The organism is Sphingomonas sp. Leaf25 (assembly GCF_001421635.1).
GTDB lineage: Bacteria > Pseudomonadota > Alphaproteobacteria > Sphingomonadales > Sphingomonadaceae > Sphingomonas.
Window position 1 is genome coordinate 201 of sequence record NZ_LMKU01000028.1, and the last position, 17,005, is coordinate 17,205.

Genomic DNA, 17,005 nt, shown 5'->3' on the forward strand with positions numbered 1-17,005 from the left:
AAAACTGGGCTGGGGGTGGGTTGGCCCGAGAGGAAACAGTAAGCGCTCCACAACCGGCCTACCCACCCCCAACCCCTCCCTTCCAGGGAGGGGAGCAGATTGGGAAGCCATTTCGTTGAATGTCGATCCGCCCTTGGGGGCGGGTCGATGCCCGCCGCGTCGCCGGACGGTGCTACCCGCCCCGCTGGCCCCGCGCGCCCTGTTCGGCTGCAAGCAGCGTCGCCACGGCGCGCGCCACAACCGCCTCCGCCGCCCAGCCGATCACCGCGCCGACCACGACGTCGATCGGGAAATGCTTGCCCCGCGGAATCTGGATCGCGGCGATCGCCCCCGCCCCGGCATAGGCGGGACCGGCAGCCTGCGGATATTCGCGCGCCACCGCCCGCGCGACCGCGACCGCGCCGGCGGTATGGCCCGAGGGAAAGGAATTATGCGGCCCCTCGTCGCGCTCGCCTGGCGTCGGTCGATGCGCCTCGCGGCTGGCGAACAGATACGGCCGCGCCCGGTCGATATTGTGCTTCATCACCGCCTTCACCGCCGTCGCCAGCCCATGCCCCGCCAGCATCCGCGCACCGGTCCGCGTCAGCCGGCCATTGCCCGACAACAACCCGGCGGTGATGACTGACAGGTTGATTGCGACGGTCGGCGGCTGGTCGGCCACCTCGCTCAGCCAGCCGGCGACCTTTACCACCGGATGGTCGGACAGTTCGCGCGCCACCGCCTGCCCCGCCTCGGTATCGGCATCGACCAGCGCTTTCGCTTGGTCCTTCGCCTGCTGCTTCCTGCCCACGACCATGTTCCTCTCGCCCCCTCGAACCCCTCACAACGGCCATGGGTCCGTGGCAAAGTGTTGCCGTTTGGCCGGACCCCGCCTACGTGCCCGCCCCATGAACGATCCCACCACCATCCGCCGCCTCTATGGCCGTCGTCAGGGGCACAAGCTGCGCACCGGCCAGGCCGCGCTGGTCGAGGAACTGCTGCCCCGCGTCTCGGTCCCCGAAACCGGCGCGCTGGATGCCGCCACGCTGTTCGGCGACGACCGCCCGCTCGAAATCGAGATCGGCTTCGGCGCGGGCGAACATCTGGCCGGACAGGCGGCGATGCGGCCGACCCACGGCTTCATCGGCTGCGAACCGTTCCTGAACGGCGTGGTCGGCGCGCTCAACCACATCCGCGACGACGATCTCGCCAACGTCCGGCTGCACATGGGCGACGCGCTGGAGGTGATCGAACGCTTCGCCGACGCCTCGCTGGAACGGGCCTATCTGCTCCACCCCGATCCATGGCCCAAGGCGCGCCATGCCAAGCGGCGGATGATGAACCACGGGCCGATGGACCTGATCGCGCGCAAGCTGCGCCCCGGCGGCGAATTCCGCCTCGGCACCGACGATCCGACCTATTGCCGCTGGGCAATGATGGTGATGGACCAGCGCCCGGACTTCGCATGGCAGGCCGCGACCGCCGCCGACTTCCTCACCCGCCCCGCCGACTGGCCGGAAACCCGCTACGAACGCAAGGCCCGCCGGCAGGGGCATGAAGTCTGGTATTTCAGGTATATTCGACAGTAAGCCGCCATTTCTCCCGCATATCCCGCCCTTTACCTCTGTAGCGCCATCACGTAGCATCATCGTTAGCAATCACGGATCACGCGAGCGTGATTGCTAGGTGATTGCCAGCGGAGGCGCGGAGTATGGCGACAGGCAAGGTCAACAAGCGGAGTGTGGACGCTCTCAAGCCGGGGACCGGGGTCTCGTTCCTATGGGACGACGACCTAAAGGGGTTCGGCGTGAAGGTGACGCCAGCCGGCGCGCTGTCCTATGTCCTGCAATACCGGATGGGCGGGCGCGAGGCGAAGACGCAGCGCTATTCGATCGGCGCACACGGTTCGCCATGGACGCCCGCCACAGCGCGCACAGAGGCCGAACGCCTGCTGATGCTCGTGGCGCAGGGGATCGACCCTAGCGAGGCCGACAGGAAGCGTCGCGACGATGCGGTCAACCTTGCCTTCTCTGCCTATGCCGATCGCTTCCATGCCGCCTGCAAGGGCGACGGCTGGCGAGCGCTGGTCGCGCGCTGCTTGCGCCTCCACGTCAAGCCAGTGCTTGCCAGCAAGGCCCTGCCAGCAATCACCAAAGCCGATGTGGTCGCGGTGTTCGACGCCATGCCAGCCGACCAGCAGGCGAACCGGCGCAACGTGTTCGCTGTCCTACGCAGGCTGTTCCGTTGGGCGATCGGTCGCGGCGATATTGAGCGAACCCCGATGGAAGGCATGGAGACGCCTCCAGCCGTTCGCGCGCGGGATCGGTGGTTGTCCGACGACGAGCTGGTGCGCGTCTGGAACGCTGCCCCGGCCTGCCACCGCTGCTTTGGCCCCATCGTCCGCCTGTTGATCGCGACCGGCCAGCGACGCGAGGAAGTCAGTGGGCTGGACTGGTCCGAACTGAACCGCGCCGATCGCCTGTGGCGCATTCCTGGCACCCGCACGAAGAACGGAGAGCCGACGACCGTTCCGCTCAACGACTTGGCGGTTGCTGAACTGGACGCGGTGGCACGGGGCGACAAGTGGCCGAAGCGCGGGCGCACGTTCACCACGTCCAGCGGCGAAGGCTTCACCGCCTATTCCAAGGGCAAGGACAAGCTGGACGCAACGGTAGCGGCGGCTGGTGATCCCCTGCCCGCTTGGCGGCTTCACGATCTGCGGCGCACGCTTGCCACCGGCCTGCAACGGCTGGGGGTGCGGTTCGAGGTGACAGAGGCGGTCCTAAACCACGTTGGCGGATCGCGGGCGGGTGTGGCCGGCGTCTATCAACGTCACGACTGGAAACAGGAGAAGCGCGACGCCCTCGACGCCTGGGGGCGGCACGTTGCGGCCTGCCTGACGGGTGTCGATGATGAGACGAACGTGGTCGCCTTACGCGTCAGAACGCCCGCTTAGGAACACGCCGTTCGCGAGATATTCTCGCAAAGGCCTACTATTGGTCGTCTTACGCCCCGGCCATGTTCACCCCACACCACGCTCAATCATGGGCTGGTGTGGAGGAACATCATGGAAAACCTTCTCACCACAAACCAAGCTGCGCCGCGCGTCGGCGTGTCTCCCGGAACGCTGGCGAATTGGCGCGTTCAGGGCGTCGGCCCGAAGTTCATCCGCGCAGGCGCGCGCATCGCTTACGATCCCGCCGATATTGAGGCTTGGAAGGCAACTCGCCGTGTTGGCTCGACTTCCGAGAGGGTCGCGTGACGCATGGCGGTTGCAACGTCGCGGGTAACGCAGCCCGCTAAGCGAAAGGGCCGCGCGGTGGCAGCCGCACGACCCTTCCTGAACATTCCTAGCAACAGCACTAACACAGATAGCATCACCGCCCTTCGTCGGCAACGGCTCGCGTTGTTTGGCCTGTCGAGTATCCGTGCCGATTTGGTCGCATCTCTGGCATGGGGGTGCGGTCGATGATGACGCCACGACAGGCCGCGCTCGCGCTGCTGAATGACCATGCCGCAACACTGACGCCGAAGGCCGGGCAGTTCCTCGGTCAACTCGCCGTGAGCGGCAATCCCATGACCGATAGGCAAGCCGGATGGCTTGCCAAGCTGCTGGAGCGTGCAGGCTTGCCTGCACTCTCGCAGGGAGACGAAGCATGACCTACCCAAATGAAGCCGGATCGAAGGGGCTGGCAGAAACCGGCGCGGATGCCGCCGCGGACATCGACTGCGGCCGGCTACAGCGCATGGTGTTGCGATCGATCCGCCACGCTAAGAAGGCTGGCCGGACAGCGGAGGAATGCGCCATTGCGCTGCGCCTGCCCCGCGTTTCCGCTCAACCAAGAACCTCGGAATTGAAGGCCAAGGGCCTCATCCTCGATAACGGCCAGCGTTGCACGAACCGGAGTAGCGGCAAGCGCGCGGTGGTCTGGGTCGCTTGCGAGTTTGCGAAGCCGGTTCCCCAGCCTGACGCCTTGGCGAACGTGGGAGGCTGGGCATGACGGACCTTCAGAAAGTGTCCGCGTCCGACTTCCTTGGACTGTTCGCCGGCCAAGCTGACACCATGCCCGCGGCTCTGAAAACCGCCCAAGGGTGGAGAGAACACGCGGAGGACTTGGCAGCCTTCATGGACGGGCACGAAGGCTGCTTGCCGAACAACGATGCTTTCATGCTCATGCTGCGCATCGGGGGCATGTTGCTCGAAATGTCAGAAGCCCTCGCACATGCGGAGGCGCAGCCATGAACGCCACAACCGAACTGCGTATGACCAGCGAAAAAATGCCGGTGGGCAAGGGCTTCGCGGTCGTGTTCACCATGGCCGGCGGGCAACTGGACGTGGAGTGGCTCCCCCGGATGCCGGGGCCGCGTCGTGGGCGGCAATGCCTCCCCTCCTACCGGCTGGCGCGCAACGAGTTCTTGCGCCGCGTCGCCCTGAAAACCGGCCTCAACGTCATGGTGGTGGAAGCATGACCGCCAACATCATCAATCTGGCCGATCGCCAGACGCCAGCCGTTCGTCGGCGTGCGTGCGATGCTGCCACCGCGCAGCGTGCGGAGCAATCACGGCGGCTCAGCCTCGGCGAAGTCATGAACGATCCGCCTGCCTGCGGGTATCGCGGAACCGTCCATGTCATGCCAGCCGAACACGGCGGGTTCACCGTCAGCCACGAAAGCGAAAACGGCAATAGCTGGGGCGAGATGCTTGGCCCGTTCGATCAGGCTGCGAACGCCGTTGGTATCGCTCACCGCCTGAACGCTGTGCAGTACGCTGGCCAATGCGCCGTCGTCGTCTGCGCTGGCGCGCTTGCTGAAATTGAATGGGAACGGCCATGACCCGCTACAACAGCGGTACGTCGCTGCCGCCTGAACTGCGGACGGCTATCGACCGCATCCGCGCCGAATTTTCCCTGTCCACGATCGCCGATCGAATGGGCGTGAAGCTCCACCGGGCTGGGAACGAGCTAAAGGGGTGCTGCCCGTTTCACACGGAAAAGACGCCCTCGTTCTATATCTTCAACAACCGGTTCATCTGCTTTGGCTGCGGCGCGCAAGGCGACGTTCTCGACTTCGTGCGGCTGGCAAGCGGCGGGACCGTCGTTGACGCAATCCGCGCGCTAGACGCGGGCGCGCTGGGGCCGATCGCGCCACCGGCACCGATGAAGCCTAAGCGTGACCTGTCGCGGCTGGTGGCCCGTATTTGGAGCGATGCGGCACCGATCGCGGGCACCCCAGCCGAACGCTACTTGCGCGGGCGCGGCATCGACATGGACTTGCCCGACTGCCTGCGGTTCGCGCGGCTGGCACCGCCCACGATCGAGGGTAACGGGTTGCTGGCGGCGAATGGACCCGGCCCCCTGCCGGTGATGCTGGCGCTCGTAACTGGGCCGGACGGCGGGCACCCGGCGTTGCAGCGGACCTATCTCACGGAGGATGGGCGCAAGGCGGCGGTGGTCGCCACCGAACAGGACCGCAAGCCCAAGGTCAAATACAGCCTGGGGAACGTCCGTGGCGGTGCGATCCGGCTGGGGCCGGCATCGGGCAGTATCGTTGTGACAGAGGGCTTGGAGGATGGCGCCACGATCGCGCAGGCGCTCGGGCGTTCGGTATGGGTCGCGGCTGGAACGTCGATGTTGCCGCACATGCTGTTCCCCGATGACGTGCGTGCGGTCGTGATCGGCGCGGATGGCGACGCACCTGGGCGGGTGGCGGCTGAGAAGGCCGCAACCGCCTATGTCGAACGCGGGTTGTCCGTTCGGATCACGCCGCCGCCGCCGCCGCACAAGGACTGGAACGAGTGGTTGCAGACGCAGCGTAGCGGGGTGGCAGCATGAGCGCCGCCGCTGACATGCAGGCGCGTTTTGATGATACGCCGCCTTTCGAGGCTCCGCCGTTCGCTGGTCGGGATATGGGGCGGGCCACCGATGTCGAATGGCCCCAGCCGGATATGTCGATGGTATCGGCCGGGCGCTACACCGCCCCCACGATGCCGGCAGCTATGTTCGGCGATCTGTGGCCGCTGGTCGCCGATCTGGCGGAAGGTGCGGGCGCTCCGGTCGATTATGTCGCCATCGGCGTTCTTGCGACTGCCGCATCCTTGATCGGTGCAAAGCGGCGCATCCAGCCGTTTGAATCCTCGCCGCAATGGCAGGAACCGTGCGTACTGTGGGTCGCCCCGGTCGGTGATCCATCGTCCAACAAGTCGCCCGCGCTCGACGCCGCGACCGAGCCGTTGCGCGGTATTGAGCAGGACAAGGCGGAAGCGCACAAGAACCAGTTGATCTACTGGCAGACCCAAACAGAGCGCGCCAAGGCCGAACGTGCGCAATGGCAGGCGCAGGTGAAGGAGGCGACGAAGGTAGGGGAGGCAACGCCTGCCATGCCTCTAGCCGCCGTTGAGCCGGAAAAGCCGCAGCGCCCACGCCTGATAGTACAGGACGGCACCCCGGAGGCGGTGGTTGAGATACTATCGGGCAACCCGAACGGCGTCCTGCATCTGCGCGACGAGCTGGCCGGATGGCTGACAAGTTTCGATCGCTATTCGCCGGGCGGGCGGGAGTTCTGGTTAGAGGCGTATGGCGGCCGTCGCCACCGATCCGACCGCAAGAGCAACCCCAATGGGCCGGTTTCAGTGTCCTTTACTGGTGTATCGGTGCTTGGAGGCATCCAGCCGGAAAAGCTGTCGGATTGCCTGTTAGGGACTGTCGATGACGGCTTGGTCGCCCGCTTCCTGTGGGCATGGCCCGAACCCCGACGGTATCAACGTCCGCAGAACATCGCGGACATGGGGTTGCTCGAAACCGTCTATCGTCGCCTTTCCGACCTGAGAGCGGAAATGGATGAAAGCGGCGCGATTGTGCCGGACGTGCTGTTGCTGGATGATGCAGCCGGACAGATTTTCGAGGAATGGATACGAAGCAACGACGAAGCCGGCACGGAGGCGGCGGGGCTGTTCAAGGGTTTCCTCGGCAAGCTGCGCGGTATGGTGCTGCGCCTCGCGCTGGTCGCCGAGTTGCTGGCATGGGCAAAGTGCGGGGGACGGGAGCCGGAAGCCGTTTCGGCTCGGACGTTGGTAGCGGTGATCCAGTTCATCGACCTGTACGCCAAGCCTTCCGCCCTCCGCGTGTTCGGCGATGCGGCGTTACCGGTCGATCGGCGCAACGCGGCGCAGTTGGCGAAGCTGATCGTCAAGAACGGCTGGGAGCGGGTCAACGCACGTGACCTGTTGAAAGGCGGGAAGATCGCGAAGGCAAAGACGGCGGCGGACGTCGAAGCCGCTACCGATCTGCTGATTGATGCCGACTGGCTGCGCCCCGCTCCGGCAAAGATCGGTCCCGCGAACGGCCGGCCCCGGAAGGACTTTCTTGTCAATCCTTCGGTCCACGGGGGTAGCAATGCCTAGTTGGCAAGAGGTCGCGGCATCGCTGCTAGAACCAGACGTAGCAGCTTCGTTGCTGGGGCCGGGGTGGGATGGCGCCCAACCCGGTCCAGCGCCGGCCCAGCCGCCGCGCCGGTACAGTGATCTACCGTCTGACATAGCGGCAGGGCTGGTACGGCTACAGCGCACGCCTACGGGCCGTTTTCGGGGCGATGCGGCAGCATGGGCGCGGGTTGTCGATGATGCGCACGCGCTGGCGATTGGCGGATGGGCGGGAAAAGCGCTGGCGCTCGGCTGGACCCCGCATGACGTGTTCGGGATCGGGAAGCGCGATAGCCTCGACTTTGCCGGGCTGGCGGTATGGTTAGGCGGTCGGGAGGTCGTGGTGATGAACGCGGACCGGGCCTTGGCGCGATCGGTGGACGGCATGGCGTGCTTCGAGCGTGGCGGCTGGGGGCATGGTCGGGACGCCAGCGCCGAAACGGTAATGTTGTGGCAGTTCGGGCGATGATGGGGGGTTTCGTCGGTTTTGTCCCTTTTGTCCGAGCGTCCGCGTGTCTCTCTGCCCCTGCCTTCGCGCGGCGTAGGCTAGAAAAGAACCTATCTATCTATCTACCTGCATGGAGGCGGGTAGCGGGTGGGAGGAAGCCCGCCGGACAAAAGGGACAAAAGGGACAAAAGGTATGGGAGGCACGGTGATGGCGTTTGATCCAGACTTCGGAAAGGTGGGTTTCGCCCGCGATCTGTTCCGGCTTCGCTTCCGCCGGCTGCGGATCGATCAACCGACGTTCGCCGAACGGTTCGGGCTGTCCTTCGGGTCGGTGAAGGATCAGGAGCAGGCGCGGCACAAACCGAGCAAGGCAATGCGGGTGCTGGTGGCTGCGATCGATCTGGACCCGGAGTTCATGGCGAAGGCCGCAAAGGTGGCGGCAGAGCGGTGGCCAGACTGACGATCCTGCCCGGTCTATTTCTAAAGTAGATGCCAAGTAGACAGCCCGAACCGGACGCATCGCGCACATGCGCGCGTATATGCGGCGGGTCGTCAGCGTCGCCGGACTGGGAATGTCGCCGCTACCGCGCGAGCGCGTGAAGTCTATGCGGCGGGGCGTCCGCAGTTTCGGGACAAATTCGCGCCCGCGTGTGTGCAGGCGCGTATATATATGCGGCGGAGACTCCGTATCGTCAGCCGGTGCCGGCAACGGTTGTACCCGTTAGCGGGGTACGCACACCGCGGTCGTCGAAGGTTGACCATAAATTACCCCAGGTCGGTTTGGCGGAGGCGCGACCTGCCTTCGCACCGAGTCTCGCGCCCTTTGGCAACCCGGTCCGCTCGTATAATCCATGCGGGTCATCCCAGTGCTGGATGATATAACCAGCGTATGCGGTCCCGGCCCTAGCCGTTCGGGTGGTATCAGATCGTCGAAGGCATCAAACGGGTTCGCTGGGTGTTTGCCCGACGGCGCAGCTTGCAAAGGAGCCGAGCGACCGCCACGCAGGATCACACGCTCCGCCGTCGTAGGGTTGGTCGCCGTTTGCCCACCCGTCGCAGTCGGCGCCTGTAGTGCTAATATCAACGCCAACGCTATCATCCCAACCTCTCCCGTCCTGGTGCTCTCACCGACGGTACTAGCTGCGGACAATATCCGATAGACTCGCCTCGGATCGAGCGAGACTATACGAGGTCACATGGGGTGCAGGATTTGCGGCGATGACCGGACGGTGCGCAGTGCCGGAATCTCCTCATGGTATGATGGTGCATCACGCGCCACGCTAGAGCAATGTCCTGCCCTATGCCCCAGCGCCCATTCCGCCAAAACGACATAACGAAAGCCATCAAGGGCATGCAGGCGGCTGGCATCCGCGTCCACAGCGTCATCATCGAAGCGGACGGGCGGATCATCGTATCGACCGACAAAGCGGACGTGTCGGTCGTTAGGAAGCCAAGTTCTTGGGACCGGGTTTTGGACCAGCCGCTGTAGGCTCCGTGCAGCTACCACGGAGCCGCAGCCGAAAACGCGGCGACCTACTCAGTTCTTCATTGCAGTCGTGACGTTGTTAAAGGTCGTCTTGAGCTGACCACCCAAGCCCTTCATCGCCGTGATGGCGGCAACGGCGATCAGCGCAGCGATCAAGCCGTACTCGATTGCGGTCGCGCCCTTGCTGTTCTGGGCCAAGTTACGAATTTTCTGCATATCGTCCCCGCAGTTTACCGCGCTTGCGCGTTCCGGCACGCCGCCAGAATAGTTATGCGTATCGCGCGTTACCGGATTACCGTTGACGATATACTAAGAGGCTAACCGCCGGCGGCTGATACAGGGAGGCTGCAAGCCCACCGCCGGCGGACGGACAAAGCCCGCGCAGGCGATATAGACCGAAGCTATGCGTGTTGAAATAACCGCCGGCCGAGCAGAAAGGGGCAAGGGCTGGCGGACATCGTTGGCCGAACTGAAAGCCCTTTCTCGCGCTTGGTCGATTAGCGCGGCGGATGTACGCTATATCGACATGGCGCCACCGGTCGTGCAGCCATTGGAGAACGCGACAATGTGGGACCGAGCGAAGCAGGCGATAGGCATCATCACCGCCATCCCCATGATGCTGCTGATTCCAGTCCTTCTCCTGCTGATGTGGGCCTCATCCGACAAGGATACGTCACGAGCCTACGACCGGTAACGACTCGCCCTCAGTGCGGGATCAGGCCCCAGAGGCCGGATAGCAGCGAGGCGGCCAGGAGCAGCCCAAGGACGCCCGCCTCCACATAGAACAGCCAGCGTCGCCACGGCTTCACTGCCGGGTTCCGTCCCGCAGCGCGTCCAGCCGCGTTGCCATACCCATGAACCGGACGACCCCGCGCTCGTCACCAGCCATGGCCAGCGCGGCGATTCGCTCCGCGATCCAGTCGGGTGCGCGGTCGCCGTGGATGCGGAGCGCGAGTAGAGCCTCGGCCCATCGTTCCTCTTCCGCCGTCATATCATCTGCCGCTGAACACTACTGCCGACCAAGTCGTAGTGGCAGCCGGCAAGATTTAGAACCGAATCATTGCTGGATCTCTGCGGGCAGCCATACTGTCGAACGCCCATACGGGCTGTGGAGGGTTGCCATGCTCAAGTCAGTATTGCTCGCGTTCTCGCTCGCTTCGCTTGCCGCTGTTCCTGCCAACGCCGCCCCGTGCCAGGACGCCAAAGGCAAGTTCATCAAATGCCCAGCCGCGCCTACCAAGCCGGTGAAGTGCAAAGACGCAAAGGGCAAATTCGCGAAATGCGGCACGCCGGGCGCAACGCCGGTCAAGTGATCGCAGGCGGTGCCGTCGCTGAGGCGGCACCGCTACTATGGGCCTAGCGCCTATACGGTTCGCAAGCGATTCCGTCACCGTCACCATCCATATGCGCGCCATAGCCCGGCTGACCGCGACGGAGCGGCGCTGCACCAGCACGGCGCGCTTCTGCACAGTTCCGATAGCTCCAACTGTTAGCCGGTACGCGTGGCGCAGGCCGTTGAACCGCTCGACCGGTTGTCCGGTTCACGGGCTTAGCGGCCGATGATGGAACGGCCCCACATTCCGAACCGACCAACATGAACTGATCCCAATCGGGTCGATAAATCGCATGGCCCTTGCTGAGTTGCAGGCACGACAGATCGACGCCGTTCACGCGGACGCGGGCAAGGGTCCGAGCGTATAAATCTTGGCCGATGCGCTCGATCGTTGCGCTTCCTTGAACGGCCTTCTCCAACGCCGCTTTCGCCGCGATGGGATCGCCGGGCGCGCATTCACGGCCCTCGCGGCAGTGACCCGGCATCTCTGGCGCATCGATGCCTAGCAGCCGTATTCGTTCCTCGCCGCAGCGGAGGGTATCGCCATCAACGGCCATAAGAGCGCAAGCTAGAACGATAAACGACATACCCATCGCCATCGCTACTGGGGGTGAAGAAGTTCTTACCGAGGAATAGGGCGCTCGGTTCGGAGCCCCTTGCGGATGAACGGCGTTCCGCGAAACCGGGTGGACAAAAGCGCGACGAGGGATTGGGGCTCGATGGCCATATTGACTTACCACATCAACCAATACGAACAGAATGTTTGTGATGGCATAGCGCCAAACCATCAGCTATTCCCCCGATCTAACATTGGAAATTGCCGCGATGGTACTAGACGAACCACGTCCGCTCACCGAGCGTGGACCGATCATGCCCGAGCGTTTCAACCAAGACGTCTTTGATCGATATGAGCCAGTCGTACTGCGCGGACAGGTTAGAGAATGGCCTGCCGTAGCTGCTGCCAATGCCGGTCGCGACGCGATGGCACACTACATCGCAGGCTTCGATACCGGTCAGCAGGTGGACCTGATGGTGGGCCAAGCCGCGATCGAAGGCCGCTTTTTCTACAGCGACGACCTGAGGGGCTTTAACTTTCGTCGCCTGCCGGCCGCAATCACCGTGCTGCTGGGCGAACTTCTCCGGCTTGCTGCTGAGACGCGCCCTCCTGCCTTATACGCGGGTGCCGCCGCTGCTGCTGAATGCCTTCCCGGTTGGACGGATGCCAATCCTATAGGCCTTCCGCTGGGTGGCACGACGCCGCGCGTCTGGATCGGCAACGCGACGCATATCTCGACCCACTTCGACACCTCACCCAATCTTGCGTGTGTGGTGGCGGGAGAACGCCGTTTCCTGTTGTTCCCGCCGGACCAGATCGCCAATCTCTATGTCGGTCCGATTGACGCGACGATGGCGGGTCAGCCCACGAGCATGGTCGATCCGTATGCGCCCGACCTTGATCGCTTTCCGCGCTTTGCTGAGGCGATGCGCCACGCGCGTGTTGCAGTACTGCGACCCGGTGATGCGATATTCATGCCTGCATTGTGGTGGCACAATATCCGGTCGTTCAGCCCGCTCAACGTCCTGGTCAATTACTGGTGGGATACGGAAACCAAGGCTTCACCGATGGGCGCGTTGGCGTACGCTCTGCTCGCAATCCGCGATCTGCCGCCGGGCGAGCGTGCGGCATGGCGCGGCTGGTTCGACCATTACATTTTCGCGGACGATGCCGCTCACGTTGCGGATCATCTGCCAGATACATTCCGAGGTGTGTTGGGCTCGCCCACGCCGGCGCGAGATGGCCGGTTGCGCGGCTTCCTCAAGAATGCGCTGTCCGGGTAACGCTGGGCCGCGTTGGAAAGACCGGCCCCCGTATCGTCATCTGCGACGCATCGTACGGGCGTTGCAGCGCCACGACATCGTCATAGCTGCCCAGCAACCATGTATCGACGTCCTCCGGCCGCAGGATCGTAATCATCGCCTTGGGGTGGATCGGCGCGACCAACTCGTTCGGATCGCACGTCACCATCGTGAACCCGCTGCCCTCGACGGTCTGTTGCCAGAATCCGGCAACGGCGAACGTCGGCTGGTCGGTCACGCTGAACCACATTTCGCCTTTCAGCGCGGGCTTACCATCTCCCAGTTCGTGCTTGTCCGGCGTCCATTCGCAAAACTCGGTCAGCGGGATCAGGCAGCGGTTCGCCGGGTCCGCCGCCAGCTTGCGCCACTGGGGCAGCTTCAGGTTGCGGACGTTCGTCATCGGCCATCCTGCCTGACCGCCCAGCACGTCCCAGCTCATGATGTCCCAGCCGCGTTCGCCGCTCTGTTCGCGGATGATATAGGCGCGCCCCTTCGGTCGCAGCTCTTGCGGATTGAACCGGTTGTCCCGTGGGCGTTCCGGAAACAACTTCTTGGCTGATCCGAACAGATCGGCTGGTTCGCCAGAGAATCGAGCGCGGTTGCACATTGGGTTTGAACTCAGCAGTCGAAGAGGCGCAGATTGGCAATCACTACCAATTTGGATCGAGTTCGATCCGGTATTGTCGCATTCGGAACGCTTGCGTAACTTACGTATTTTTCGATGGTCGGTAGCCGACCTGTAGATTTGATATGGGGTGCCCGGGGGTCATCGGAAGGGAATACGTCGACCTCTATCTGCCGTCGCATGTACCTGGAATTACGTGCCACTCTACGCCCAAGATTGCGGCCCGAAAGTCCTCAGCGCTGAGGAGTCCAGGCATACCGATTGCGCTGGGGCATTCGGCCGCAATCAATGAACCGGCGTTAGACCGCAAAGCGCGCAGACACGCCAACCGGAAAGTCGGCAGCGGCTTTATCCGTGACCGTTTGCACAAATCGGACACACGAAATTTGGTTTCGCTTCCGTTCTTGACGGAAACACTAGCTCGTAGATGATCCGCGCTTCGGTCCGGGGGGACCGACTCGAAGGGGGTTCCAATTATGAAGGCAATTCTGTTCGCACTTTCTTGTGCGTCCATTTCGCTCGTCTCTGCCGCATCAGCTCAAACCGCGCCTACTGCCGGACCGGCAACGACCGCATCTGCAACGCTGCGCCCGGCTGGTAGTGAAAACGTCCTGCGCAGTGGAACGCGTGTATCCCTCAAGATGTCAGAAATGCTGACGACCAAGGGCAAGAAGCTGAAGGTCGGGCAGCGTTTCAACATGGAGGTTGCAGAAGCGGTTGAAGTGAACGGCGTGGTTGTTATCCCGGTTGGTAGCCCGGCGATCGGCGAAGTGACCGATGTCCGTAACAAGGGCATGTGGGGCAAGTCGGGTTACATTCAGGCCCGCCCGCTATCGGTTCGTGCTAACGGCCGGCTGATCCGGTTGACGGGCTCGGTCGACGATAAGGGTGTGGCGGCCGGCGGCGGCGCTGCTGCCGTTTCCGCTGTTGTGTTCCTACCCGCAGGGTTCTTCATGACCGGGACAAGCGCCGTAATCCCAGTAGGAGCGCCGGTTAGCGGGTTTATCGATGAGGACGTGCCGTTCGTACCGGGCGAAGCTCCCGCACCGATGTCGGTGACGCCAACCGCATCTAAGTAACGATTTAGAGAGGGGGCAAGCCCCCTCTCGCTTTCGCATGCTATTAACGCCAGTTCGAATATGGTTACGACGCTACCTTGGCTCGCCGAACACGAGAATGTCGAGCGGGTTCACCCGGCTACGATCCTCCATCGGCTCCATTCCCGCATCGATGACGATGTTGCCGAGCGGATCAATGCTGATCCGTATCCGAGTGAAGCCAGCCTTGCGCACGCCCTTCGCAGCGCGGGTCACCTCACCTTCGGTGAAGCGTGCCGGAGTACCCATGACCGTATGTTACGTGGCCAAGCCTCGACATGGAAAGGGCGACACTACCAAGTAACGCCGCCCTAGATTATCAGTTGATCCGCGGCGGCGGTGGCGGCGGCGGTGGCGGTGGCGGGGTAGGCCCGAACGCGGTTCCTCCTTCACTACCGCCTTCTTCCGGATCGCCGACAACGTCACAGTTGTCCTCAGGCAAAGGTGCGTCGGGGTTGGATACTTCCTCCATACACTCTTGCCCTGCCCGTGCTGGCTGAGTTCCGATTATGGACACCCCGGCTAAAGTGATTGCCGCTACGGCAGCACCAATGGAAAGCTTACGCATATGCTCTTCCCCGTCTTATCTCGATGATTCGAGACGCCAACAGACTGGTACGACTAGCAATTTATATATACAGTACTTTTGTAACTTTTAGTTTCTATGCTTTTAAATATGTTTATATTAATATTGCGCACGGATTCCAATATTTTACCGGTATATTGACAAAAATAACTCCATTACTTTAGCTTATATGCAATATGAAGATAGCTTGATTGATCCACAAAGGACAATTCTGCGAAGTAACTCCGACCCGTCACGACGATCATCCAGCCGGTTGCGCCTATGCCGCGCGAGAACATGCCTAGGAGGTCGCCGAGGGCATGGGACGCGCCCAAGCCCCCGACGATCAGCGACAGCGCCTTAAGGGTGGCGGCGGCGCGGGTCATGCCCGGCCCGCCATGGTCGTATAGACCGAACCCCCGAGCGACAGCACCGGGCCGTCAGCCGCTAGGGCGTCCTGATAGTCGCGGTAGGCCATCTGCAAGCCGGAGAGGATGACAGCGCATTCCAGCCGGCAGTTAGCGCAGCGTTCGGTACAGGCGGGGTTGCACAGGACCGTTCCGACTGGCGGGTCTGCTCGGGCGCGATCGAACGCCGCCCATGCGATCCCCAGCAGTTCGTGCGCCCATTCGAGGGGAACGGTGTGGTTGATGTGGCGCGCTGCCCCGTCGAGGCTGTCAGGCGGTACGCGGCTGGGATCGAACGGCGGGGTCATGCCTTGCCCCCGATCCGAGCGGCGTCCGCCTTGACATGCGCCATCCATTCAACGGTAGCGGCGAGGAATGCGTCGCGGCTGGTGGATAGCGCGATTACGCCGCGCGCCGCGCGGATCATAACGCGGCGTTCCTTTGCGTCGCTCTTGCCCATGAGAGGCGACGCCATGAACCGCGCGAAGGCCGCAAGCATGGTCCGACAGGCCGCGTCGTGCGTGGTCTGTAGGGCGTGTCGCTCGGGCATATCGATTGCGCGGGCCATCATGGCGCGTAGTTCGGCTGCGGCGGCATCGTGGTATGCCGCCCTTGCTCCCATCCATAGCGAGTAGCGCTCAATCTTCGCCTTCGACTTGGCGGATCGTCGGGCATCCTCGGCCAGCCGTTGCCGTTCGGCTGGGGGCATCTGGTCGGTTGCGGTGAGAGCGGCAAGGAAGGCGGCGCGCTGTTTCGTGTTCGCCATGTCAGCGCGCCTCCCCGGCCATGCGGTCGATAAACGATGCGGTACGCAGGATGCCGACGACGCGGCCAACCAGCTTCTCGGCAAGCTTGGTCGGATCGGTGTAGGGTCCGTCACTGGCGACGAACGCCCCCGACTTGCCGGATCGCAGCCCTCCCACATACCAACCGCGCGGCGTTTCCCGCGTTTGCACGATGCGAACATGCCGCTTCTCAAAGTCGTGGACCGTCGCGGGGGCAGACACGTACTCGACAAGGAACAGCCCGCCATCGACCGGCATCCAGCCGCGCCCGCGTTCGGCAACGACGACTTCGCCGGATCGGATCAACGGGGCGTTGTGTTCGTCGGCGGCGGCGTGGACGATCGCCCAGCCGGGCACGCTGTCGAACGTCTGCAACGCGATCGGCTGGGGCTGTTGGGCCTCCTGCCGCTCCTGCGGCGACAGCGCGTTGTTACCGGCCAACAGGGCCATAAGGCTCGGCTTCGGATTGGTAGCCATGTCAGAAGCCCTCCGCATGAAGCCGGCGCGCATCGGCTGCAATGGCGGCGCCCCAGCCGGGCGCGAGCGGAATGTCGTCGGACGTGGCCAGCTCAACCTTGATCGCCAGCGCCTTGCCGTTCGGCGCGGGCGTGTCCTCGATCAGCCGCGCGGTTGCGGACAACCACGCCTCCAACACCGCAACCTCGTCGGGATGATCGAACGGCAGGGCGTCTAGACAGGCGCGGGCGTCCGTCTGCGCCTTATGCGCTACCTTCCACGCCTCGCGCCGCTGTTCGCGCTCTACGGCCCGTTCTGCGGCTTCCCGTCGATACTGCGCGCGGCTGGCGATCTGTGCCGGTGTTGCCTTGGGCGGCTGGCGTCCGACCTGAACCGACAGGTGTAGCCCGAACCATTGCAGGTCGAAGAACCGCACGTCGCTTTCGCTGCCATGGTCCTCGCTCACGGCGTCCAGCCGCTCGACGCTGACAGCGCCCCAATTGTACCACGGGTTCAGCGCCGATAGGGCGCGCTTGATGATGGCAGGCATG

The 17,005-nt window shown here is 63.6% G+C and carries 27 protein-coding genes; 16 read left to right on the plus strand and 11 right to left on the minus strand.

Annotated elements, in window-relative coordinates:
• Nucleotides 1–172: 172 nt before the first annotated feature.
• Nucleotides 173–790 carry a phosphatase PAP2 family protein gene (locus ASE78_RS10660; protein WP_235515013.1) on the minus strand — a complete coding sequence of 206 codons (618 nt, stop codon included), beginning with the start codon at nucleotides 788–790 and terminating at the stop codon, nucleotides 173–175.
• Nucleotides 791–887: 97 nt separating this feature from the next.
• Here ASE78_RS10660 and trmB point away from each other — a divergent pair, with 97 nt between their 5' ends.
• The 12 genes from trmB to ASE78_RS10710 all read left to right on the plus strand — a co-directional run bounded on the left by trmB (nucleotide 888) and on the right by ASE78_RS10710 (nucleotide 8,303).
• The gene (gene trmB, locus ASE78_RS10665) at nucleotides 888–1,568 is read left to right on the plus strand and encodes a tRNA (guanosine(46)-N7)-methyltransferase TrmB (protein WP_056496818.1); all 681 of its coding nucleotides are present in this window, start codon (nucleotides 888–890) and stop codon (nucleotides 1,566–1,568) included.
• A gap of 122 nt (nucleotides 1,569–1,690) precedes the next feature.
• Entirely contained in the window at nucleotides 1,691–2,935 is a 1,245-nt protein-coding gene (locus ASE78_RS10670; protein WP_056496821.1) for a tyrosine-type recombinase/integrase, read from the plus strand.
• Nucleotides 2,936–3,046: 111 nt separating this feature from the next.
• Nucleotides 3,047–3,241 (plus strand): helix-turn-helix transcriptional regulator, encoded by a 195-nt coding sequence (locus ASE78_RS18325; protein WP_082467177.1) that lies wholly within the window; start codon nucleotides 3,047–3,049, stop codon nucleotides 3,239–3,241.
• Nucleotides 3,242–3,447: 206 nt separating this feature from the next.
• A complete protein-coding gene (locus ASE78_RS10675) occupies nucleotides 3,448–3,639 on the plus strand; it encodes a hypothetical protein (RefSeq protein WP_235515014.1) in 192 nt (63 codons plus the stop codon).
• Nucleotides 3,636–3,980, plus strand: a complete 345-nt coding sequence (locus ASE78_RS18330) for a hypothetical protein (RefSeq protein ID WP_200911039.1) — start codon at nucleotides 3,636–3,638, stop codon at nucleotides 3,978–3,980. The genes ASE78_RS10675 and ASE78_RS18330 overlap by 4 nt, the downstream gene beginning before the upstream one ends.
• Nucleotides 3,977–4,222, plus strand: coding sequence for a hypothetical protein (locus ASE78_RS10680; protein WP_056496828.1), 246 nt, complete (start codon nucleotides 3,977–3,979; stop codon nucleotides 4,220–4,222). Before ASE78_RS18330 ends, ASE78_RS10680 begins: the two co-directional genes overlap by 4 nt.
• The gene (locus ASE78_RS10685) at nucleotides 4,219–4,449 is read left to right on the plus strand and encodes a hypothetical protein (RefSeq protein WP_156351457.1); all 231 of its coding nucleotides are present in this window, start codon (nucleotides 4,219–4,221) and stop codon (nucleotides 4,447–4,449) included. The genes ASE78_RS10680 and ASE78_RS10685 overlap by 4 nt, the downstream gene beginning before the upstream one ends.
• Nucleotides 4,446–4,811: a hypothetical protein gene (locus ASE78_RS10690; RefSeq protein ID WP_056496833.1), complete on the plus strand. Its 366-nt coding sequence runs from the start codon at nucleotides 4,446–4,448 to the stop codon at nucleotides 4,809–4,811. Before ASE78_RS10685 ends, ASE78_RS10690 begins: the two co-directional genes overlap by 4 nt.
• Entirely contained in the window at nucleotides 4,808–5,809 is a 1,002-nt protein-coding gene (locus ASE78_RS10695) for a CHC2 zinc finger domain-containing protein (protein ID WP_082467153.1), read from the plus strand. Before ASE78_RS10690 ends, ASE78_RS10695 begins: the two co-directional genes overlap by 4 nt.
• Nucleotides 5,806–7,377 (plus strand): YfjI family protein, encoded by a 1,572-nt coding sequence (locus tag ASE78_RS10700; protein ID WP_235515016.1) that lies wholly within the window; start codon nucleotides 5,806–5,808, stop codon nucleotides 7,375–7,377. The genes ASE78_RS10695 and ASE78_RS10700 overlap by 4 nt, the downstream gene beginning before the upstream one ends.
• 364 nt (nucleotides 7,378–7,741) lie before the next feature.
• Complete coding sequence (locus ASE78_RS19775) at nucleotides 7,742–7,864, plus strand: hypothetical protein (RefSeq protein ID WP_268795712.1); 123 nt, start codon at nucleotides 7,742–7,744, stop codon at nucleotides 7,862–7,864.
• Between the two features lie 184 nt (nucleotides 7,865–8,048).
• Nucleotides 8,049–8,303, plus strand: a complete 255-nt coding sequence (locus ASE78_RS10710) for a helix-turn-helix domain-containing protein (RefSeq protein ID WP_156351458.1) — start codon at nucleotides 8,049–8,051, stop codon at nucleotides 8,301–8,303.
• 1,077 nt (nucleotides 8,304–9,380) lie between these two features.
• Here ASE78_RS10710 and ASE78_RS10720 read toward each other — a convergent pair.
• A complete protein-coding gene (locus ASE78_RS10720) occupies nucleotides 9,381–9,545 on the minus strand; it encodes a Flp family type IVb pilin (protein ID WP_056496846.1) in 165 nt (54 codons plus the stop codon).
• Between the two features lie 244 nt (nucleotides 9,546–9,789).
• Here ASE78_RS10720 and ASE78_RS18710 point away from each other — a divergent pair, with 244 nt between their 5' ends.
• Nucleotides 9,790–10,023 (plus strand): hypothetical protein, encoded by a 234-nt coding sequence (locus ASE78_RS18710; RefSeq protein WP_156351459.1) that lies wholly within the window; start codon nucleotides 9,790–9,792, stop codon nucleotides 10,021–10,023.
• Nucleotides 10,024–10,134: 111 nt separating this feature from the next.
• On the opposite strand, the gene ASE78_RS10725 is transcribed toward ASE78_RS18710, so the two are convergent.
• Complete coding sequence (locus ASE78_RS10725) at nucleotides 10,135–10,320, minus strand: DUF6961 family protein (RefSeq protein ID WP_056496849.1); 186 nt, start codon at nucleotides 10,318–10,320, stop codon at nucleotides 10,135–10,137.
• A gap of 130 nt (nucleotides 10,321–10,450) precedes the next feature.
• Between ASE78_RS10725 and ASE78_RS18335 the strand changes: the two genes are divergently transcribed.
• Nucleotides 10,451–10,642: a hypothetical protein gene (locus tag ASE78_RS18335; protein ID WP_082467154.1), complete on the plus strand. Its 192-nt coding sequence runs from the start codon at nucleotides 10,451–10,453 to the stop codon at nucleotides 10,640–10,642.
• A gap of 43 nt (nucleotides 10,643–10,685) precedes the next feature.
• On the opposite strand, the gene ASE78_RS19845 is transcribed toward ASE78_RS18335, so the two are convergent.
• Nucleotides 10,686–11,450 (minus strand): thermonuclease family protein, encoded by a 765-nt coding sequence (locus ASE78_RS19845; RefSeq protein ID WP_321163093.1) that lies wholly within the window; start codon nucleotides 11,448–11,450, stop codon nucleotides 10,686–10,688.
• A gap of 82 nt (nucleotides 11,451–11,532) precedes the next feature.
• Here ASE78_RS19845 and ASE78_RS10730 point away from each other — a divergent pair, with 82 nt between their 5' ends.
• Nucleotides 11,533–12,501 carry a cupin-like domain-containing protein gene (locus ASE78_RS10730; RefSeq protein ID WP_056496852.1) on the plus strand — a complete coding sequence of 323 codons (969 nt, stop codon included), beginning with the start codon at nucleotides 11,533–11,535 and terminating at the stop codon, nucleotides 12,499–12,501.
• On the opposite strand, the gene ASE78_RS10735 is transcribed toward ASE78_RS10730, so the two are convergent.
• A complete protein-coding gene (locus ASE78_RS10735; RefSeq protein ID WP_056496854.1) occupies nucleotides 12,479–13,126 on the minus strand; it encodes an SOS response-associated peptidase family protein in 648 nt (215 codons plus the stop codon). The two genes, ASE78_RS10730 and ASE78_RS10735, sit on opposite strands and share 23 nt — an antisense overlap.
• A 494-nt stretch (nucleotides 13,127–13,620) precedes the next feature.
• Here ASE78_RS10735 and ASE78_RS10740 point away from each other — a divergent pair, with 494 nt between their 5' ends.
• Nucleotides 13,621–14,223 carry a hypothetical protein gene (locus ASE78_RS10740; protein WP_056496857.1) on the plus strand — a complete coding sequence of 201 codons (603 nt, stop codon included), beginning with the start codon at nucleotides 13,621–13,623 and terminating at the stop codon, nucleotides 14,221–14,223.
• A 72-nt stretch (nucleotides 14,224–14,295) separates the two neighbouring features.
• On the opposite strand, the gene ASE78_RS10745 is transcribed toward ASE78_RS10740, so the two are convergent.
• The 6 genes from ASE78_RS10745 to ASE78_RS10770 all read right to left on the minus strand — a co-directional run bounded on the left by ASE78_RS10745 (nucleotide 14,296) and on the right by ASE78_RS10770 (nucleotide 17,004).
• Nucleotides 14,296–14,490 (minus strand): hypothetical protein, encoded by a 195-nt coding sequence (locus ASE78_RS10745; RefSeq protein WP_056496860.1) that lies wholly within the window; start codon nucleotides 14,488–14,490, stop codon nucleotides 14,296–14,298.
• Nucleotides 14,491–14,982: 492 nt separating this feature from the next.
• Nucleotides 14,983–15,192: a hypothetical protein gene (locus ASE78_RS10750; protein ID WP_056496865.1), complete on the minus strand. Its 210-nt coding sequence runs from the start codon at nucleotides 15,190–15,192 to the stop codon at nucleotides 14,983–14,985.
• On the minus strand, nucleotides 15,189–15,521 hold the full coding sequence (locus ASE78_RS10755) for a hypothetical protein (RefSeq protein ID WP_056496868.1): 333 nt from the start codon (nucleotides 15,519–15,521) through the stop codon (nucleotides 15,189–15,191). Before ASE78_RS10755 ends, ASE78_RS10750 begins: the two co-directional genes overlap by 4 nt.
• Nucleotides 15,518–15,979, minus strand: coding sequence for a hypothetical protein (locus ASE78_RS10760; protein WP_056496871.1), 462 nt, complete (start codon nucleotides 15,977–15,979; stop codon nucleotides 15,518–15,520). The genes ASE78_RS10755 and ASE78_RS10760 overlap by 4 nt, the downstream gene beginning before the upstream one ends.
• 1 nt (nucleotide 15,980) lies before the next feature.
• Entirely contained in the window at nucleotides 15,981–16,508 is a 528-nt protein-coding gene (locus ASE78_RS10765) for a hypothetical protein (RefSeq protein ID WP_156351460.1), read from the minus strand.
• A complete protein-coding gene (locus ASE78_RS10770; protein ID WP_056496877.1) occupies nucleotides 16,477–17,004 on the minus strand; it encodes a hypothetical protein in 528 nt (175 codons plus the stop codon). The genes ASE78_RS10765 and ASE78_RS10770 overlap by 32 nt, the downstream gene beginning before the upstream one ends.
• Nucleotide 17,005: the final 1 nt, after the last annotated feature.

What these genes read in the sequence shown, in the direction of transcription:
- ASE78_RS10685 (WP_156351457.1), top strand. Translation starts at nt 4,219, where the DNA reads ATGAACGCCACAACCGAACTGCGTATGACCAGCGAAAAAATGCCGGTG.
- ASE78_RS10670 (WP_056496821.1), top strand. Translation starts at nt 1,691, where the DNA reads ATGGCGACAGGCAAGGTCAACAAGCGGAGTGTGGACGCTCTCAAGCCG.
- ASE78_RS10690 (WP_056496833.1), top strand. Translation starts at nt 4,446, where the DNA reads ATGACCGCCAACATCATCAATCTGGCCGATCGCCAGACGCCAGCCGTT.
- ASE78_RS18325 (WP_082467177.1), top strand. Translation starts at nt 3,047, where the DNA reads ATGGAAAACCTTCTCACCACAAACCAAGCTGCGCCGCGCGTCGGCGTG.
- ASE78_RS10700 (WP_235515016.1), top strand. Translation starts at nt 5,806, where the DNA reads ATGAGCGCCGCCGCTGACATGCAGGCGCGTTTTGATGATACGCCGCCT.
- ASE78_RS10730 (WP_056496852.1), top strand. Translation starts at nt 11,533, where the DNA reads ATGCCCGAGCGTTTCAACCAAGACGTCTTTGATCGATATGAGCCAGTC.
- ASE78_RS19775 (WP_268795712.1), top strand. Translation starts at nt 7,742, where the DNA reads ATGAACGCGGACCGGGCCTTGGCGCGATCGGTGGACGGCATGGCGTGC.
- ASE78_RS10725 (WP_056496849.1), bottom strand. Translation starts at nt 10,320, where the DNA reads ATGACGGCGGAAGAGGAACGATGGGCCGAGGCTCTACTCGCGCTCCGC.
- ASE78_RS10735 (WP_056496854.1), bottom strand. Translation starts at nt 13,126, where the DNA reads ATGTGCAACCGCGCTCGATTCTCTGGCGAACCAGCCGATCTGTTCGGA.
- ASE78_RS10695 (WP_082467153.1), top strand. Translation starts at nt 4,808, where the DNA reads ATGACCCGCTACAACAGCGGTACGTCGCTGCCGCCTGAACTGCGGACG.
- ASE78_RS10720 (WP_056496846.1), bottom strand. Translation starts at nt 9,545, where the DNA reads ATGCAGAAAATTCGTAACTTGGCCCAGAACAGCAAGGGCGCGACCGCA.
- ASE78_RS19845 (WP_321163093.1), bottom strand. Translation starts at nt 11,450, where the DNA reads ATGGTTTGGCGCTATGCCATCACAAACATTCTGTTCGTATTGGTTGAT.
- ASE78_RS10675 (WP_235515014.1), top strand. Translation starts at nt 3,448, where the DNA reads ATGATGACGCCACGACAGGCCGCGCTCGCGCTGCTGAATGACCATGCC.
- trmB (WP_056496818.1), top strand. Translation starts at nt 888, where the DNA reads ATGAACGATCCCACCACCATCCGCCGCCTCTATGGCCGTCGTCAGGGG.
- ASE78_RS10765 (WP_156351460.1), bottom strand. Translation starts at nt 16,508, where the DNA reads ATGCGCGCCGGCTTCATGCGGAGGGCTTCTGACATGGCTACCAATCCG.
- ASE78_RS10755 (WP_056496868.1), bottom strand. Translation starts at nt 15,521, where the DNA reads ATGACCCCGCCGTTCGATCCCAGCCGCGTACCGCCTGACAGCCTCGAC.
- ASE78_RS10745 (WP_056496860.1), bottom strand. Translation starts at nt 14,490, where the DNA reads ATGGGTACTCCGGCACGCTTCACCGAAGGTGAGGTGACCCGCGCTGCG.
- ASE78_RS10740 (WP_056496857.1), top strand. Translation starts at nt 13,621, where the DNA reads ATGAAGGCAATTCTGTTCGCACTTTCTTGTGCGTCCATTTCGCTCGTC.
- ASE78_RS10760 (WP_056496871.1), bottom strand. Translation starts at nt 15,979, where the DNA reads ATGGCGAACACGAAACAGCGCGCCGCCTTCCTTGCCGCTCTCACCGCA.
- ASE78_RS18330 (WP_200911039.1), top strand. Translation starts at nt 3,636, where the DNA reads ATGACCTACCCAAATGAAGCCGGATCGAAGGGGCTGGCAGAAACCGGC.
- ASE78_RS18335 (WP_082467154.1), top strand. Translation starts at nt 10,451, where the DNA reads ATGCTCAAGTCAGTATTGCTCGCGTTCTCGCTCGCTTCGCTTGCCGCT.
- ASE78_RS10680 (WP_056496828.1), top strand. Translation starts at nt 3,977, where the DNA reads ATGACGGACCTTCAGAAAGTGTCCGCGTCCGACTTCCTTGGACTGTTC.
- ASE78_RS10750 (WP_056496865.1), bottom strand. Translation starts at nt 15,192, where the DNA reads ATGACCCGCGCCGCCGCCACCCTTAAGGCGCTGTCGCTGATCGTCGGG.
- ASE78_RS10770 (WP_056496877.1), bottom strand. Translation starts at nt 17,004, where the DNA reads ATGCCTGCCATCATCAAGCGCGCCCTATCGGCGCTGAACCCGTGGTAC.